Source organism: Anaerotignum sp. (assembly GCF_031981185.1).
GTDB lineage: Bacteria > Bacillota > Clostridia > Lachnospirales > Anaerotignaceae > Chakrabartyella.
The window spans coordinates 23807-39517 of the sequence record NZ_DALYUL010000005.1 but is presented as its reverse complement, the minus strand read 5'-3'; the positions used below and the strand labels follow the sequence as shown (position 1 = coordinate 39517).

General features: G+C 41.8%; 14 protein-coding genes, 2 pseudogenes and 1 riboswitch. Of the genes and pseudogenes, 13 read left to right on the top strand and 3 right to left on the bottom strand.

What is annotated here, in order from left to right; translation table 11 throughout:
• Nucleotides 1-430 (bottom strand): xanthine phosphoribosyltransferase (locus RTK36_RS03890; RefSeq protein ID WP_331654960.1); only part of this gene is annotated, 430 nt, incomplete at its 3' end.
• A gap of 486 nt (nucleotides 431-916) precedes the next feature.
• On the bottom strand, nucleotides 917-1099 hold the full coding sequence (locus RTK36_RS03885) for a hypothetical protein (RefSeq protein WP_312044540.1): 183 nt from the start codon (nucleotides 1097-1099) through the stop codon (nucleotides 917-919).
• 130 nt (nucleotides 1100-1229) lie between these two features.
• Between RTK36_RS03885 and RTK36_RS03880 the strand changes: the two genes are divergently transcribed.
• From RTK36_RS03880 to RTK36_RS03850, 7 genes are all read left to right on the top strand, one after another.
• Nucleotides 1230-1718, top strand: coding sequence for a zinc ribbon domain-containing protein (locus RTK36_RS03880; RefSeq protein WP_312044538.1), 489 nt, complete (start codon nucleotides 1230-1232; stop codon nucleotides 1716-1718).
• A 135-nt stretch (nucleotides 1719-1853) separates the two neighbouring features.
• A riboswitch (FMN riboswitch) is annotated at nucleotides 1854-1975 on the top strand.
• 214 nt (nucleotides 1976-2189) lie between these two features.
• Nucleotides 2190-3587 carry an MATE family efflux transporter gene (locus RTK36_RS03875; protein ID WP_312044536.1) on the top strand — a complete coding sequence of 466 codons (1398 nt, stop codon included), beginning with the start codon at nucleotides 2190-2192 and terminating at the stop codon, nucleotides 3585-3587.
• Nucleotides 3588-3696: 109 nt separating this feature from the next.
• Entirely contained in the window at nucleotides 3697-4485 is a 789-nt protein-coding gene (locus RTK36_RS03870) for a divergent polysaccharide deacetylase family protein (protein WP_312044534.1), read from the top strand.
• A gap of 211 nt (nucleotides 4486-4696) precedes the next feature.
• On the top strand, nucleotides 4697-5260 hold the full coding sequence (locus RTK36_RS03865; protein WP_312044532.1) for a Holliday junction resolvase RecU: 564 nt from the start codon (nucleotides 4697-4699) through the stop codon (nucleotides 5258-5260).
• Nucleotides 5254-6636 carry a TldD/PmbA family protein gene (locus RTK36_RS03860; protein ID WP_312044530.1) on the top strand — a complete coding sequence of 461 codons (1383 nt, stop codon included), beginning with the start codon at nucleotides 5254-5256 and terminating at the stop codon, nucleotides 6634-6636. The genes RTK36_RS03865 and RTK36_RS03860 overlap by 7 nt, the downstream gene beginning before the upstream one ends.
• A 5-nt stretch (nucleotides 6637-6641) precedes the next feature.
• The gene (locus tag RTK36_RS03855) at nucleotides 6642-7982 is read left to right on the top strand and encodes a TldD/PmbA family protein (RefSeq protein WP_312044528.1); all 1341 of its coding nucleotides are present in this window, start codon (nucleotides 6642-6644) and stop codon (nucleotides 7980-7982) included.
• Nucleotides 7983-8262: 280 nt separating this feature from the next.
• Nucleotides 8263-8400, top strand: coding sequence for a hypothetical protein (locus tag RTK36_RS03850; protein WP_312044526.1), 138 nt, complete (start codon nucleotides 8263-8265; stop codon nucleotides 8398-8400).
• Nucleotides 8401-8482: 82 nt separating this feature from the next.
• Here the strand turns inward: RTK36_RS03850 and RTK36_RS03845 are convergent, their stop codons facing one another.
• Entirely contained in the window at nucleotides 8483-10108 is a 1626-nt protein-coding gene (locus RTK36_RS03845; RefSeq protein WP_312044524.1) for an MBL fold metallo-hydrolase, read from the bottom strand.
• Between the two features lie 224 nt (nucleotides 10109-10332).
• On the opposite strand from RTK36_RS03845, the gene glgB reads away from it, so the two are divergent.
• From glgB to RTK36_RS16550, 6 genes and pseudogenes are all read left to right on the top strand, one after another.
• Complete coding sequence (gene glgB, locus RTK36_RS03840; protein ID WP_312044522.1) at nucleotides 10333-12570, top strand: 1,4-alpha-glucan branching protein GlgB; 2238 nt, start codon at nucleotides 10333-10335, stop codon at nucleotides 12568-12570.
• Between the two features lie 207 nt (nucleotides 12571-12777).
• A complete protein-coding gene (gene rpsU, locus RTK36_RS03835) occupies nucleotides 12778-12954 on the top strand; it encodes a 30S ribosomal protein S21 (RefSeq protein WP_022255363.1) in 177 nt (58 codons plus the stop codon).
• A 27-nt stretch (nucleotides 12955-12981) separates the two neighbouring features.
• Nucleotides 12982-13434 (top strand): GatB/YqeY domain-containing protein, encoded by a 453-nt coding sequence (locus RTK36_RS03830; RefSeq protein ID WP_312044519.1) that lies wholly within the window; start codon nucleotides 12982-12984, stop codon nucleotides 13432-13434.
• Between the two features lie 211 nt (nucleotides 13435-13645).
• The gene (locus tag RTK36_RS03825; RefSeq protein WP_312044517.1) at nucleotides 13646-14641 is read left to right on the top strand and encodes an ABC transporter substrate-binding protein; all 996 of its coding nucleotides are present in this window, start codon (nucleotides 13646-13648) and stop codon (nucleotides 14639-14641) included.
• A gap of 106 nt (nucleotides 14642-14747) precedes the next feature.
• Nucleotides 14748-15634: pseudogene (locus RTK36_RS16555) on the top strand (ABC transporter permease).
• A pseudogene (locus tag RTK36_RS16550) lies at nucleotides 15627-15711 on the top strand (ABC transporter ATP-binding protein); the annotation flags it as partial. The pseudogenes RTK36_RS16555 and RTK36_RS16550, both read left to right, overlap by 8 nt.

Below are 15711 nucleotides of genomic sequence, written 5' to 3'. Positions count from 1 at the left end.
CTTGCTCAACAAGGTTTGCGAGACCTGCCGCTGCTTCGCCATGGGCAAGGAAATCATCAATGATAAGAACCTTGTCATCCTTGCTCAAGTATTGCTTAGAAACCTTGGCAATGGAAACAGTGCCCTTTGTAAAGGATTTTACGGGTGCACCATAGAAGTCCTCGTTCATTGTGCTGGGTTGTGCTTTTTTTGCAAAAACAACAGGCACTAGATCGAAATAAATGGCTGCTATGGCGGCAATGCCAATACCGGAGGCTTCTATAGTGAGAATTTTGTTGATTCCCATGTTTCCGAAGCGGCGATAAATTTCTTTGCCTAATGCCATAAATAAGCCAATATCCAACTGGTGATTCAAAAAAGAATCCACCTTAACGATCTCCGTGCCTATTTCTGTTCCGTCGTTGATAATTCTGCGTTTTAACAATTCCATGATTAATGGCTCCCTCTTATTACTGAAAACTCGATGCTTAAAAAGGTATTTTAATTATACGGTGGGACTCTGATGATGTAAATAGGATAAAGCCGAATTGTATAATATTTTGTTATGACGCATAGTCTAGGTGGGAAAATAAGCGAAAAAGGGACATGAAATGTATGAACCTTTGGAAAAAAGTTATGAAAGAAAATATAATTTTTTCATAAAGCAACTGAGCCGTGTGTGTTTTTTTGTAGATATGTTAATTTTCTGTAAAAATATATTAATGTTTTTGAAAGAAATGAAAAAGAAAAGGCTACTGAAATATGGAAAATACTGATAATTTATTCATTTATTCAATTAAACGTGAAGAGGAGAGACTGAAAAACATAAAAGCGAGAAGGCAAAAAGGGATAAGCTGTTTTTTAAAAAAGGTGCCAACAAAGTCGGCACCCAAAGGTAGGCGGTAAGAAAAACAAAGTTGCATTTCTTAAAAAAGCATTATTTTCTTTCACCATTGGCTTTTTCCAACTCTTGAAGAGAGTTATTCTGGCTAATACGACCAAGAACATCTTGACGCTCTTCGGTGGTTAGGGTATAAAAGCGTTTCATATCTGAGTCGTTATGAGCAATTTCCTTAGCCAGTTCAGGCTTAAGGGTTGATATATCCTGAAAAATTTTCATGCTTTCACCTCCTAAGCTCATTATGTGAAAAAATGCAAAAAAAGATGCAGTGAGAATTGATTTTTGACTCATAATACCTATAATAAAAACTAGGAGTACGATGTTGAAAATTGGGGAAGGAGTCATAAATATGGATTTTTTTGATAAATTGGGCGAAGCGGCCAGGAGTTTGACAGAAAAAGCAGGAGATAGCTTGGAGATTAATCGCTTAAATGGTGAAATTGCCATTGAAAAAGGAAACATTCAGTGCTATCAGAGAGAGTTGGGCGAGTACTATTGGGCAAAATTTGCAGTTGGAGAAAAACTAGACGAAGAGGCAATGTTGATTTGCGATAAAGTTGTCAACAGTCAAGATCGTATTCGTCAGTACATGTTTGATATTGAAAAAGTAAAAAAAGAACGGGAAGCAGTTTTGGATGAGCGGGTCAAAGCAAAAGCATTGGAGGACGAGATTACAGAACAGTCTGAGGATGAGACAGTTCAAGACAAAGCAGAAGCTGTTTTTAGTGAAAACCATGAGAAAGCAACGGAATGGCCGCAATTTTGCCCCAATTGCGGTGGTGGTGTAAAAGCAGGGCAACGGTTTTGTATGTTTTGTGGCGCTGAGATAAAAGGATGATTTCGTTGACTTGGGTTTTTTCCTGTGATACCATCAGTATATCAGGAGGAGTATAGACTCTTCTAAAGAAAATATTAGCTTGACAGAAGGAAATGCCATTATTTTTTAGGATGTATCGTATACTATGAAATAAAAACAATTCTTCGGAAATGGGAGATACCATACCGGCGGTAAAAGCCCGCGAGCTAAGGTGAAGGCCAAAGCAGGATTCGTTGCAATGCGAAGCCGACAGTCAGTCTGGATGAGAGAAGAAGGTTATGGAACACTCACGGTGGTGGGCTGCCTTTTTCTGCGCAAAAATTGATGGAAAAGCATTCTACCCCAACTTGGGCAGGGTGCTTTTATTTTATTGATAAGAAAGGGTGTCCTTGAAAAGTAATCAGATGAAAATTTTAAACAATCATTAAAACCACTGGATAAATGTTATTCAGGGTGGTATTTTCGTATGCTGTTATTCTAGGGGGCGTTGGTATGGCACAGGAAAATAAATTGGGCACGGAAAGAATTGGAAAGCTTTTGGTTCAATTTTCGGTTCCCACTGCACTGACTTTAATTGTAAACAGCTTATATAATATTGTGGATCAAATTTTTATTGGGCATTCAGTGGGGATTGATGGTGTGGCGGCAACTAACGTGGCATTTCCGCTGTTTATTCTAACTGCGGCATTGGCCTTGATGATTGGTGATGGGTGTGCCGCAAATATTAGCCTTGCCTTAGGACGCAAGGAAGAAGAGAAAGTAGAAAGTTTTTTTGCCAACGGTTTGCTATTGCTTTTATTGGCGGGAGTTGGAATTTTCATTGTGGGGATGGTATTTTTAAAACCTCTCCTTTTATTCTTTGGTGCTTCTATGTCAGTTCTGGATATTTCTGCGGAATATACCAAGATTCTTTTGTGGGGTGTACCCTTTTCTGTACTGACCATGGCTCTTACTGCTGTGATTCGGGCGGACGGTAATCCACGCTATATGATGCGCACCATGATGCTTGGGGCTGCAATTAATTTAATACTGGACCCCATTTTCATTATGGGGTTTGAAATGGGGGTGAAGGGTGCAGCTTTGGCCACAATTATTGGTCAATTTGTATCAGGAAGCCTTGCTTTGGCGTATATTCCTAGAATGGAACATATTCGTTTTTCAAAAGAAAAAATGGCCTTAGATAGAAACTATGCTGTGGGCATTTTTAAACTGGGCTTTCCCAGCTTCTGTATGCAGACTGCCACAGCAGCCACTCAAATTGTTATGTATAATTTAATGCGCAAATATGGCTCATTAAGTATCTATGGTAGTGAAATTGCCCTTTCTGCTTATGGGGTTATGACAAAGCTATATCAGATTGCCCATGCAATGTTTGTGGGGCTTTCAGCAGGAACACAGCCCATTCATGGATTTAATTTTGGTGCAAAACAGTTTGATCGTGTGCGTCAAACCTATCGTATTGGATTTTTTGCATCTCTTGTCATTTCTTTTGTTTGGTTTGGAATTTTTCGATGGGGTGGTGCATTTATTGCAGAGATTTTTGTACAAGATGAACCCTTGTTTTTGGAATTTGCAGAGCATTGTTTCCGCGCTTATATGCTTGCTTTCTTTTTATACGGTCCACCTCAGATTACGGCATCTTTCTTTCAAGCCATTGGCAAGCCCATGAAGGCCCTGTTGGTGGCCTTGGCCAGGCAAGTGCTGTTTTTGATTCCTTTGGCTTTGCTGCTTTCACAAAGAAATGGCATGGATGGTGCACTAAACGCTGCACCTATAGCAGATACCATGGCGTTTTTACTGGCGATGGCCTTGGTTTCCTATGAATTTTACAGTTGGAAGAGCAACTGCAATACATCGGGGAAAAGAGATTATTATAATGATGAAGCGTAAAAGCCGAGCTTGTAAAGGGTTTTCTCTCCTTCTGTTTGTTAAAAAGGGCATATTGGACAAATATCCTGTGTATCTATAAATAACAAACGGCATAGAAAGGCTGAGGAAAATGAAAATAAGCTGGAAAAGCGGGTTGTGTTATTTAATACTATTTGCCTTTTGTTTTATGGGCGGAAGAATGACTGCGCAAAGACAGGCAGTCAGGGCGGCCAATATGACGCCAAGTGGGAAACTTGCCATAGTGATTGATGATTTTGGATACAACGGAAATGGAACGGATAAAATGCTTGCGTTGCCCATTCCTTTCACGGCGGCGGTAATGCCTTTTTCGGAATATTCGGGTGAAAATGCAAAAAAAGCAGTTGCGGCAGGCAAGGAAGTTATTATACATATGCCTATGGAATCAACAATGGGAAAACGAGAGTGGGTTGGAGATAAGGGTATTTTTTTGGACATGACCGACGATGAAATCAAGGCTGTGGTTGAGGAGGCCTACGCTATTTTACCAGAAGCAGTTGGTATGAATAACCATATGGGTTCTGCAATTACAGAGAGCGCCAGATGTTTGGGGGATGTTTTGGATATTGTTAAGGAGAAAAATGGTTTTTTTATTGATAGTGTGACCACTTGCAATAGTGTGGCAAAAGATTTGACAGCGGAAAAAGGAATACCATTTTTTAAAAGAAGTGTATTTTTAGATGGTACCAATGATGTGGAAACGGTAAAGAAAAACCTTCGTAAGGCGGCAGCAATTGCTTTAAAGGAAGGAAAAGCCCTGGCAATCGGCCACGTAGGCCCTGAGGGGGGAGATGTAACAGAACGGGCGATTGAAGAATTAATTCCTGAATTAGAAAAACAGGGAATTACCTTTGTTACAGCAGGCGATTTGGTAGAGTGATATATAGAAAGAATGCACGATAACGATTTCGGGTTGATTATGACTTTCACATAGGGACTGAAATTGAAATATAAATTTGCCAAATATGAGAGGTTTTTGCCAGGTGCTTTGATTTCTCTTTTTGCCATGGATATGGTATAATAAGACAATGAAAGCGTGGGGAGAGGGATCACTTTTTGGCAGAACGATATACATATTTTTAGGAGGAAAAATGTCACACTGGAATTCAAGGGGACTCAGGGGAAGCTCGTTAGAAGAAAACATTAATTTTACCAACGAGAAGTATCGGCAAAGAGGGCTGGCGCTTTTTCAAAAGGTGCCTACGCCCATTACGCCGGTAAAAATTAATCAAGAAAACAAGACCATTACTTTAGCTTATTTTGAAAAGCAAAGTACGGTTGATTATATCGGGGTTGCCCAGGGAGTGCCCGTTTGTTTTGATGCAAAGGAAACATCACATAAGCATCTACCATTACAAAATATACATCAGCACCAGATAGAATTCATGGCGGATTTTCGTGCTCAGCGGGGACTGGCTTTTCTTCTGGTGCATTTTACTGCTTTAGAATCATACTTTTTACTGCCTTTTGAAATTTTGAAGAGGTTTTGGGAGGAAGCGGAAAAAGGTGGACGAAAGTCCATTCCTGTTGAGGCATTTGCAGAAAAATACCGCATTCAGAAAACAGGCAATGGTTTATTGCATTATTTGGAAGCAGTAAGTCTATACTTAGAGGAAACAGAGGAAAAAGAAAGAAAGGAAGGTGGCTTATGCTAAACAAAAATGTGGTGGAAAATACACTGTCGGCGGCATTGGGTTCGGGAGCCGATTTTGCAGAAATATACATGGAGCAGACCAAACGAAATTCCATAAGTGTGGTAAATGGTAAAGTGGAGTCAGTGCAAAGCGGTCTGGATTATGGCCTTGGCATTCGATTGTTTTTTCAAAATAAAGCAATTTACGGTTTTACGAATGATACTTCGGAAAAAAATTTAATTCGCATTGCCAGAGAAGCGGCTGCGGCGGCAAGGGGAGATCGGGTTTACCCAATACAAGGATGGCAGAGAATGGATATGGCTTGCAGAAATCCCATTCTGATCATGCCTGATACAGTGGAGAAAAATAGGAAGGCAGAGAAGCTGTTTTTGGCGGCGGAAGCGGCAAAAAAATATAGTCCGTTGATTCATCAAACTAGGACAGGCTGTCTGGATATTGTAAAGGATGTTTTTATTGCCAATACAGATGGACTTTGGGCAGAAGAACAGCGGGTACGTAGTCGTTTTACGGTGGAGGCCATTGCTTCTTCAGCAACGGAGAAACAAAGCGGACATTTGGGGCCCGGTGGTTCTGTAGGCTTCGAACTTTATGATATGATTGATGTAGAAGAGAAGGCAAGAGAGGCAGCCAGAATTGCCGTTACCATGCTAGGTGCAAAGCCTTGCCCTGCCGGAAGAATGCCTGTGGTGATTGATAATGGTTTTGGTGGTGTTATCTTTCATGAGGCTTGTGGACATAGCTTGGAAGCTACGGCAGTGGCAAGAAATGCTTCTGTGTTTGCAGGCAAAATGGGACAGCAAATTGCGTCCACTGTAGTGACGGCCATTGATGACGGTACCATCCCCAACGGTTGGGGTTCTGCCGCAATGGATGACGAGGGGACGCCTACGCAACAAAATGTTTTGATTGAAAACGGAATTTTGCGTTCTTATTTGGTAGATAAATTAAACGGCAGACGTATGGGGGCCAAACCGACAGGTTCATCAAGAAGGGAAAGCTATCGCTATGCGCCTACCAGCCGTATGACCAATACATTTATTGACAACGGAAAAAGCACTACTTCTGAAATCATATCCAACACGAAATATGGTCTGTATGCAAAGCAAATGGGTGGTGGCAGTGTGGACCCGGCCACCGGCGCTTTTAATTTTGCTGTTTTGGAGGGCTATCTGATTCGAGATGGAAAAATTGCAGAACCTGTGCGAGGAGCAACTTTAATCGGTAAGGGCATGGAGGTTTTGATGCAGATTGACATGGTTGGAAATAATCTTGCCCGCGCCCAAGGGATGTGTGGCAGTATCAGCGGTTCTATCCCCACGGATGTAGGACAGCCTATGATTCGGGTAAAAGAAATGACCGTTGGCGGAAGGGGGTAAGGACTTTGGATAGACAAGCTTTGCAAAAAAAAATGATAGAAGAAGCGCTGAAAGAAGGCTTTACCGATTGTGAGGTGTTTTATTTAGGCGGCGAAAGCTTTGAGGTTTTATTGATGGAAGGCGAAGTGTCCAACTACGAAAACAGTAGTGAAGCGGGGGTTGCCTTTCGTGGAACCTACCATGGACGCACAGGATATGCTTTTTCGGAACGCTTAGAGGAAAACTGCATTCCTTTTTTGGTAGACTCGGCCAGAGAAAATGCGTTGCTTATGACAGAAGAAGAGCATGAGGATTTATTTGGTGGTGAGGCATATCCGGAATTTACCGGTTATTACCCGGAATTGGAACGAGTTTGTGTGGAAAAACGAATTCAACTTGCCAAGCGCATGGAGGAAGCGGCTTTAAATGGTGCCGAAAGCATCGCATCTCTTGATTATTGTGTTTTGGGCATTGGGAAAAAAGAAGTTTCTATTGTCAACAGTCTGGGTTTGGATATTTCTTATACCAAAAATTTTGCCTCGGGCTACGTCAGTGCCATTGCCAGGGCCGGGGAAGAAACAAAAAAAGGCTCCGCTTTTTGGAAGGGTACCGATTGGGCTGAGTTTAACCCTGAGGAAACAGGCAGGAAAGCAGCGAAGCGTGGTGCTGAGCTTTTGGGCGCTGGTTCTGTAGATAGCGGCAATTATACAGTGGTTTTAGATGGTAAGGCAATGACTTCGTTGTTATCCTCTTTTAGCGGCATTTTCTTTGGTGAAAATGTGCAAAAGGGCTTTTCCTTACTCAAGGACAGAGTAGGCGAGCAGATTGCTTCTTCTTGTGTTACCCTACGAGATGATGCACTGATAGAGGGCGGATATTCTTCCGTGCCCTTTGACAGTGAAGGGGTTGCAGGAAGAAATAAGGCTGTTATAGAAGGAGGATTTTTGAAAACCTTGTTATATAATCGGAAGTCGGCAAAAAAAGACGGTGTTATGTCCACCGGGAATGGTTTTAAAGCAGGATTGACTTCCCCTGTGAAAACGGCGTGCACCAATTTCTATATTCAAAAAGGAGAAAAGACATTAGAGAATCTTTTCTCTCAAATGGAGAATGGTCTTTTTATTACTGACTTTATGGGACTTCATGCGGGAACCAATGGGGTTTCGGGGGATTTTTCCCTATCAGCAGAAGGATTTTTGGTGGAAAATGGTAAAATAATAAGACCTGTGGAGCAGATTACCGTTGCAGGGAATTTTTATACCCTTTTGAAAGATATTTTGGAAGTGGGAGAGGACCTGTATTTCGCCGCAGGGGGGAAGGGTTCTCCCTCGGTTTTGGTTCGGGGAATGGCGGTTGCAGGAAAGTAACTGGTTAGTTTCATATCACAAATATATGAAAAATAGAAAGGATGTTTATAAAACTGATTTGTAAACATCCTTGACTTTTGATGGTTTTTCTGTGCTGAGTTTTCATGGAGCTGTTTCATTATTTAATCATGGTATCTAGCTTAAAATGCGTTTATCAAACAAAAGCGAACGGGGCTATGAGATGGATTATGTTAACCGTAGATCTAAAAGGCGTGGTTGTTTAAACACTAAGAACATGATAAACTAAAAAGATGGATTAAATAAGCATGGGAGGAGCTGCATGGAGGCGATGAATTCTTTTGCTACAATGGGCTCTTTGTTAATGGTAGTTGTAGCCGTTGTGCGCTTTGGGTTAGGGGTTACACTAGCTGTATTAGCTATAAAATGTATGTTGAAGTACCTGAGAAATGATAAGTAGATTCAAAGAAAGGGCATCCCGTTTTATGTACGAGGATGCCCTGGTTTTTTATAAAATGTCCTATGGTCTTAATTGAAAAAGATTACTGCTCTAGCTTATCGGCAAATTCCTCCAACTGCTTTAACAGCTGTTCCATATCTTTATTTGCACCGCCCTTGTTTTGATTGATAATACGGGTGAGACGTTGGTATGCCAAATCAAGCTGATTTGCCAAATACAGTGCACGCTTTCCGCCGGAGGATACACCTCTTTGTTGAGGATATTCTTTTGGCCTAACGGGGATTTTAACACCCTCAGCCAATAGAATCCCTGTTGCCAAGTCATAGCAAGCACCGCTATAGGGGGCAACAGACTGGAGCTGATAGTCTTCTTTTAAACAGCGGGCAAATTCATCTGCAACAAGGTCATCTCCGTGAACAACAAATACTCTTTCGGGTTTTGGCTCAAAATGATTAATCCAGTTAAGCAGACCCTTTTTATCGGCGTGGCCGCTGACACCAGCCAACTGTTCTATATGGGCATTTACGGTAATGGTTTCACCGAACAGACGAACCTCTGTAGCACCTTCCACAATAATTCTGCCTAGGGTTCCCATGGCTTGATAGCCAACGAAAAGGATGGTGCTTTCTTTTCGCCATAAGTTATGCTTTAAATGATGACGAATGCGTCCTGCTTCACACATGCCTGAGGCAGAAATAATTACCTTTGGGGCTTTATCAAAGTTAATTGCCTGAGAATCCTCAGGCGTTACAGCGGTAACCAGTCCGTTAAATTCCAGTGGATTGATTCCGCTTTTCACAAGTTCCATGGCCTTAGTGTCATAACAGTCCATTCGGTTTTCTGTGAAAATTTTCGTTGCCTCTATTGCAAGGGGACTGTCTACATAAACCTTGAAATTCTCATGGTTTTTAATCAGACCTCTTTCTTTGATTTCGCGAATAAAATACAGCATTTCTTGGGTTCGACCAACGGCGAAGGCCGGTATTACTAAATTTCCACCACGGTCAAAGGTTTCTTGAATATGCCTTGCCAATTCCAAAACATAATCAGGCGGCGGGTTATGCAGTCTGTCACCATAGGTGCTTTCCATAATGACATAGTCAGCTTCCTTGGTATAGCGTGGGTCATGGATGATGGGCTGATTGAGATTACCGATATCTCCGGAGAAGACCACTTTTTTGGTAATTTCCCCTTCGGTCAGCCAAACTTCAATACTAGAGGAACCCAAAAGGTGGCCAACATCGGTAAAGCGAATGGTAATCCCTTGGGTTACGGGAATTTCTGTTTCATAATCGCAAGCATGAAAGAGAGAAGAAACAGCAGAGGCTTCCTCGGTGGTATAGAGGGGTTCAAAGGGGGCAGTTCCAGCCCTTTTTGCCTTTCGGTTTCGCCACTGGGCTTCAAATTCCTGAATATGGGCGCTATCTAAAAGCATTATACGACAGAGGTCTGTGGTTGCTTCCGTTGCATAAATCTGGCCACGGAAACCATTTTTGTAGAGAAGGGGCAAAAGCCCTGAATGGTCAATATGAGCATGGGAAAGAAATACGTAATCAATTGCAGAAGCAGGCACGGGAATTTCTTGATTCTCATAAGTATCTCGTCCCTGTTCCATGCCGCAATCAAAAAGAATGCTTTTGCCGCAGGCTTCGATATAATGACAGCTGCCAGTTACCTCATGGGCGGCACCTAAAAACATTAATTTCATATGATTCCTCCTTTAGCGTACAATTTTTTGCAGTTCGTTTTGTCTTTTTAGTATATCCCCATTTTTTCACAATGACAAGACGGTACTTTTTTTGTCAAATTTATATTGGGGGTGTCGAAAACGCCTGTATTTTTGTATGGAAACAAATGGACAAGTGGTATATAATAAAGTAGACTAATTGGGTGAATAAAATGAGAGTGCACAGAAAGAAAGGGGCTGATATTATGGAAATAACAGAGCTGTATGATATATTTCAAATCGTGAATGGCGAACATTACGATCCTCATAGAGTGCTAGGGATGCACGAAATTGAACTGGACGGAGAAACTGCCGTTGGCGTAAGGGCCTTTTTACCTGATGCACAAAAAATTACTGTAATTGATATGAAAAATAAGAAGAAGCAGTATCCCATGACCAAAATTCATGAGGATGGCTTCTTTGAAGTTTTGCTATGGGATCGTAAGGAATGGTTTCGCTATATGCTGGAGTATACCAATAGTAGCGGCATTACATGGCAGAGCTATGACCCTTATTCTTTTTTGCCCACCATCTCTGAATATGACAGATATTTATTTGGAGCTGGAAATCATTATGAGATTTATGATAAGATGGGGGGGCGGTTAATAACCCATGGTGGGACAAGAGGCGCAGCCTTCACCGTTTGGGCGCCCAGCGCAAAAAGTGTAAGCGTCATTGGCAATTTTAATCAATGGGACAGTCGCCGCCACCCCATGCGACGTCTAGGGGTATCAGGCGTTTGGGAACTTTTTATTCCCGGTTTGATGGAAAATGATCAATATAAGTTTCATGTAATTCAATGCGACGGAACACCTGTTGATAAGGCTGACCCCTATGGTAGATATGCCCAGGTTCGCCCGGAAACAGCATCTATACTTTATCATACCAAAAGATATAAATGGCACGATAAACGCTGGCTTACAGCAAGAAGCAAGAAGAATCTTTATGCTATCCCCATGAATGTGTATGAAGTACATTTGGGTTCTTGGATGAGAGTACCTGAAGAAGGCGACCGCTTTCTTAGCTATGTGGAGCTTGCAGATAAGTTAATCAGATATGTAAAGGAGATGGGCTATACTCATATTGAACTTTTACCTGTTCAGGAGCACCCCTTTGATGGAAGCTGGGGGTATCAGGTTACAGGATATTTTGCACCCACCAGTCGATTTGGGACGCCTGATGAATTTAAATTTTTTATAGATACCTGCCATGACAATGGTATTGGGGTGCTTTTAGACTGGGTACCTGCCCATTTCCCCAAGGATTCCTTCGGCTTGGGACGCTTTGATGGAACTGCTCTGTATGAACACGCTGACCCTCGTCGGGGTGAGCACAGGCAATGGGGCACATATATGTTCAACTATGGCAGAAAAGAGGTCAGCAACTTTTTAATCAGCAATGCCTTGTTTTGGTTGAGGGAATATCATATTGATGGGTTACGGGTGGATGCTGTGGCTTCCATGCTTTACCTTGACTTTGGCAAGGAACCAGGGGAATGGACCCCAAATCAATATGGTGGTACTGAAAATTTGGAGGCAATTGAGTTTATTAAGCATATGAATTCCATCATCAGGGAAAAAGAGCCCAGTGCACTTATGATTGCTGAGGAATCCACTTCGTGGCCCGGTGTTACTAAGGATCCCAGAGAAGGCGGTTTGGGCTTTACGCTAAAGTGGAATATGGGGTGGATGAATGATTTTCTGTTTTATATGAAAAATAACCCCTTATTTCGTAAAAATCATCATAATCGCCTGACCTTTGGCATGGCTTACCATTATTCTGAAAATTTTATGCTTGTACTTTCTCATGATGAGGTGGTGCATGAAAAAAGCTCTATGGTTGGTAAAATGCCTGGGGATGAATGGCAGAGGTTTGCAAATCTACGCCTTGCCTATGGCTTTATGTATGGGCATCCCGGTAAAAAGCTGCTGTTTATGGGGGGCGAATTTGGTCAGTATCATGAATGGTGCGAAGCGAAAAGCTTGGATTGGCATTTGTTGCAATATGCAGACCATCAGCATATGCAGGCGTATGTTCGTGAGCTGAATCAGTTTTATTTAGAGAATGATGTTTTTTGGAAAGAGGATTTTGATCCCCATGGGTTTAAGTGGATTGATTGCGATGACAGAGATTCTTCTGTTATATCTTTTATACGCCGCAGTGAGGACAAAGAGGTTTATTGCATTTGCAACTTTACCCCTAATCTTCATACCCAGTTCCGATTGGGTGTGCCAAATAAAGGGAAATACCGAGAAATATTCAACAGCGATAATCTTATTTTCGGTGGCAGCGGTGTGATGAACAGCGGAGAGATCCTTTCTGAGGACGTTCCGTGGAACCATTACAGCCAGAGTGTCTCAATTCAGGTACCACCCTTGGGAATTTTAGTTTTCAGTCCTTTGGAGGTGGAAAAGGAAAAAACAGCAAATAAAGTAAAAAAATAGCTTCGGATATCAATATATAGTATGTTTCCCCAAAACCGTTGCAGAAGATATAGAGGGCGTGTATATTTTCTTAGAAAAATAGAGGTCTTTATATTGACGGGTGTTGCTTTTTTGTGTATAATTCTAAAATGTATGGTAGAAAGGCGAATCTGGCGTCCTTTTATCATAGGCAACAACCGAATCTCGCATCTGGAGGGAGGGAAATTCATGTCGGAGGTAAAAGTTAAAGAAAATGAATCCTTAGACAGCGCACTGCGTCGTTTTAAGAGAACGTGTGCCAGAGATGGCATCATGGGCGAAGTTCGCAAAAGAGAGCATTATGACAAGCCCAGCGTTAAGCGCAAAAAGAAATCCGAAGCCGCAAGAAAACGTAAATTTAAATAATTCTATACGGCGAAGAGGGATGATGATATGTCATTAAAAGAGCAACTTTTTGCAGATTTAAAAACTGCGATGAAAGAAAAGGATTCTGTGCGAAAGGATACAGTTCAGCTGATCCGTTCGGGCATCCTTCAGATCGAAAAGGACAATAAAGTCGAGTTGGATGATGACGGCGTGATTGAAGTAATCACTAAGCAGCTGAAAAGTAGAAGAGATTCCCTTCCCGAATTCGAGAAGAGCGGAAGAACAGATCTACTTGAAAAACTCAATCAAGAGATTGAAATTTTGTTGGGTTACCTTCCAGAGCAATTGAGCGAAACCGAAATCCAGACGATCGTTGAAGAAGCCATAAAAGAAACCGGTGCCTCCTCCATAAAAGAAATGGGTAAGGTTATGTCGGTGATTACACCGAAGATAATTGGGCGGGCCGATAATAAAATCGTTGGCAGTTTTGTAAAGAAAATGCTCCAGGGCAATCAATAATCAAGGCATAAATAGAAGGACCTGTTGGTTTAAACCGACAGGTCTTTTTCTTTTTGTCAAATTTGTTTAAAAAATAAAGAGTTTTTTGTACGAAAAATAATACGGTTTAACTTGACTTTGAATTTATGCGTGTTATAATTGCTTTAATTAATTAATGCATAACCGCATATATGTATTAAAGTAGCGGTTAACTTTTTGGGGGAGTGGTATAATGAAAAAGAATAAAATACGTTTGGTTGCTGCGACTGCTATGGCGGCAATGGTAATCTCTATGACAGGCTGTGGCGGTGGAAGTAAAGCTGAAAAGCCCGCAGAGGATAGTGCTGAAGGAAAAACATACAAAGTGGGAATCATGCAGTTGGTGGAGCACCCTGCTCTGGATGCAGCTACCCAAGGCTTTCAGGATAAGCTGAAAGAGCTGTTGGGGGATTCGGTGACCTTTGATGTGCAAAATGCCCAAGGGGAAAGTACAAATTGTACGACCATTGCAACAAAGTTTGTTTCAGACGACGTTGATTTGATTATGGCAAATGCAACCGGTGCAGTTCAGGCGGCAGCTGCGGCTACATCAGAGATCCCTATTGTGGGTACATCGGTTACGGACTTTAAAACAGCAGGTGTTGTTGAATCGAATGATGCACCAGGCAGAAATGTTACAGGGGTTTCCGACTTAACACCCATTGATGAGCAAATCAAATTATTGCAGAAGGTTTGCCCCGATGCAAAGAAGGTAGCAATTGTATATTGCAGTGCAGAGCCAAACTCTATTTTCCAGTCTGAATTGGCACAAAAAGCCTTGACAGAAGCGGGAATTGAATTCAAAGAGTATACAGCGGCAGATTCCAATGAAATTCAGGCTGTTATTACAAAGGCAGTGAGCGAATGTGACACAGTATTTATTCCCACAGATAATACGATGGCAAGCAATATGGAGATTGTCAAAAATGTAACTGTGCCTGCTGGAATCCCTGTTTTTGCAGGAGAAGAAGGTATGTGCAAATCCGGCGGCTTGGCAACATTGAGTATCAGCTTCTATGAGTTGGGTCAGAAGGCTGGTCAAATGGCATATGATATTTTGGTAAATGGTGGAGACCCTGCAACAACACCCATCGGTTTTGTTTCCGATAATATTGTTCCCAAATATAATGCGGAAATCGCAAAAGCTTTAGACATCACAATGCCTGAAGGTTTCGAAGCAATTCAGTAAATAGAATATTTCAAAATATAAAAGGCAGAGCGGGGCAGATTACTGACCGCTCCCTTTTTTCTACTTAAGCATGCCAAAGAGAAAAAATGAAAATGGGGGAATTAAAATGAATGTGATGGCTTTGATGAAGGCATTACCTGGTTCTGTGGCACAAGGGCTCATTTGGGGTCTTTTGGCCATAGGGGTTTATATTACGTATAAGGTTTTAGACTATGCGGACCTGACCGTGGATGGTAGTTTATGTACTGGTGGCGCTGTGGCGGTAATGATGATGCTGGGAGGATATAATCCTTATGTGGCTCTGATTTGTGCGGGGATTGCAGGTATGCTGGCAGGGTTGGTTACAGGGGTTTTCCATGTAGCTTTTGGTATTCCTGCCATTTTATCAGGAATTTTAACCCAACTTGGTTTATATTCTGTGAATATGCGTATTATGGGGAAATCAAATCAAGCAATCAGTGTGGATAAATATAACTTGATTTTAAGCTTGCGAGACATTCCCAAGGCAGTTATTGTTTCGGCAATCTGCTGTGCTGTTTTTTCGGAACGGAGTTGGGTCGTGGAATCCGTGCCACAGGAAATAACGAAAATATGTCTAGAGCTCAGGGCATTAATACAAAGGTGATGAAGGTAATTGGCCTGATGATTTCCAATGGATTAGTGGGCATTGCAGGTGCATTATATGCCCAGTATCAAGGCAATGCTGACGTGAATATGGGACGTGGAGCCATTGTAATCGGTTTGGCGGCAGTTATTATTGGCGGCGTTTTATTCGGCAGAATATTTCATAACTTTGCATTCCGTTTGGTTGGGGTTATTTTTGGCGCAATCCTATATTTTGTTGTTATTACCATTGTATTGCAACTTGGTTTGGAAACAACGGATTTAAAATTGGTGAGTGCTTTGATTGTAGCGGCATTCCTGGCAGTACCATATTTAAAGGGTCAACATTTTGTGAAGAACGGAAAAAAGGGAGGGAAGGCAAATGCTTGAGTTAAAGGAAATATATAAAACCTTCAATCCCAATTCACCCAGTGAGAAAAAGGCCTCAAACGGCTTGAATCTTACAT

Bases quoted from the DNA above. Each gene is read 5' to 3' on its own strand.
- RTK36_RS03880 (WP_312044538.1), top strand. From the start codon at position 1,230: ATGGATTTTTTTGATAAATTGGGCGAAGCGGCCAGGAGTTTGACAGAA.
- RTK36_RS03830 (WP_312044519.1), top strand. From the start codon at position 12,982: ATGTCATTAAAAGAGCAACTTTTTGCAGATTTAAAAACTGCGATGAAA.
- rpsU (WP_022255363.1), top strand. From the start codon at position 12,778: ATGTCGGAGGTAAAAGTTAAAGAAAATGAATCCTTAGACAGCGCACTG.
- RTK36_RS03865 (WP_312044532.1), top strand. From the start codon at position 4,697: ATGTCACACTGGAATTCAAGGGGACTCAGGGGAAGCTCGTTAGAAGAA.
- RTK36_RS03850 (WP_312044526.1), top strand. From the start codon at position 8,263: ATGGAGGCGATGAATTCTTTTGCTACAATGGGCTCTTTGTTAATGGTA.
- RTK36_RS03825 (WP_312044517.1), top strand. From the start codon at position 13,646: ATGAAAAAGAATAAAATACGTTTGGTTGCTGCGACTGCTATGGCGGCA.
- RTK36_RS03875 (WP_312044536.1), top strand. From the start codon at position 2,190: ATGGCACAGGAAAATAAATTGGGCACGGAAAGAATTGGAAAGCTTTTG.
- RTK36_RS03845 (WP_312044524.1), bottom strand. From the start codon at position 10,108: ATGAAATTAATGTTTTTAGGTGCCGCCCATGAGGTAACTGGCAGCTGT.
- RTK36_RS03870 (WP_312044534.1), top strand. From the start codon at position 3,697: ATGAAAATAAGCTGGAAAAGCGGGTTGTGTTATTTAATACTATTTGCC.
- RTK36_RS03860 (WP_312044530.1), top strand. From the start codon at position 5,254: ATGCTAAACAAAAATGTGGTGGAAAATACACTGTCGGCGGCATTGGGT.
- glgB (WP_312044522.1), top strand. From the start codon at position 10,333: ATGGAAATAACAGAGCTGTATGATATATTTCAAATCGTGAATGGCGAA.
- RTK36_RS03885 (WP_312044540.1), bottom strand. From the start codon at position 1,099: ATGAAAATTTTTCAGGATATATCAACCCTTAAGCCTGAACTGGCTAAG.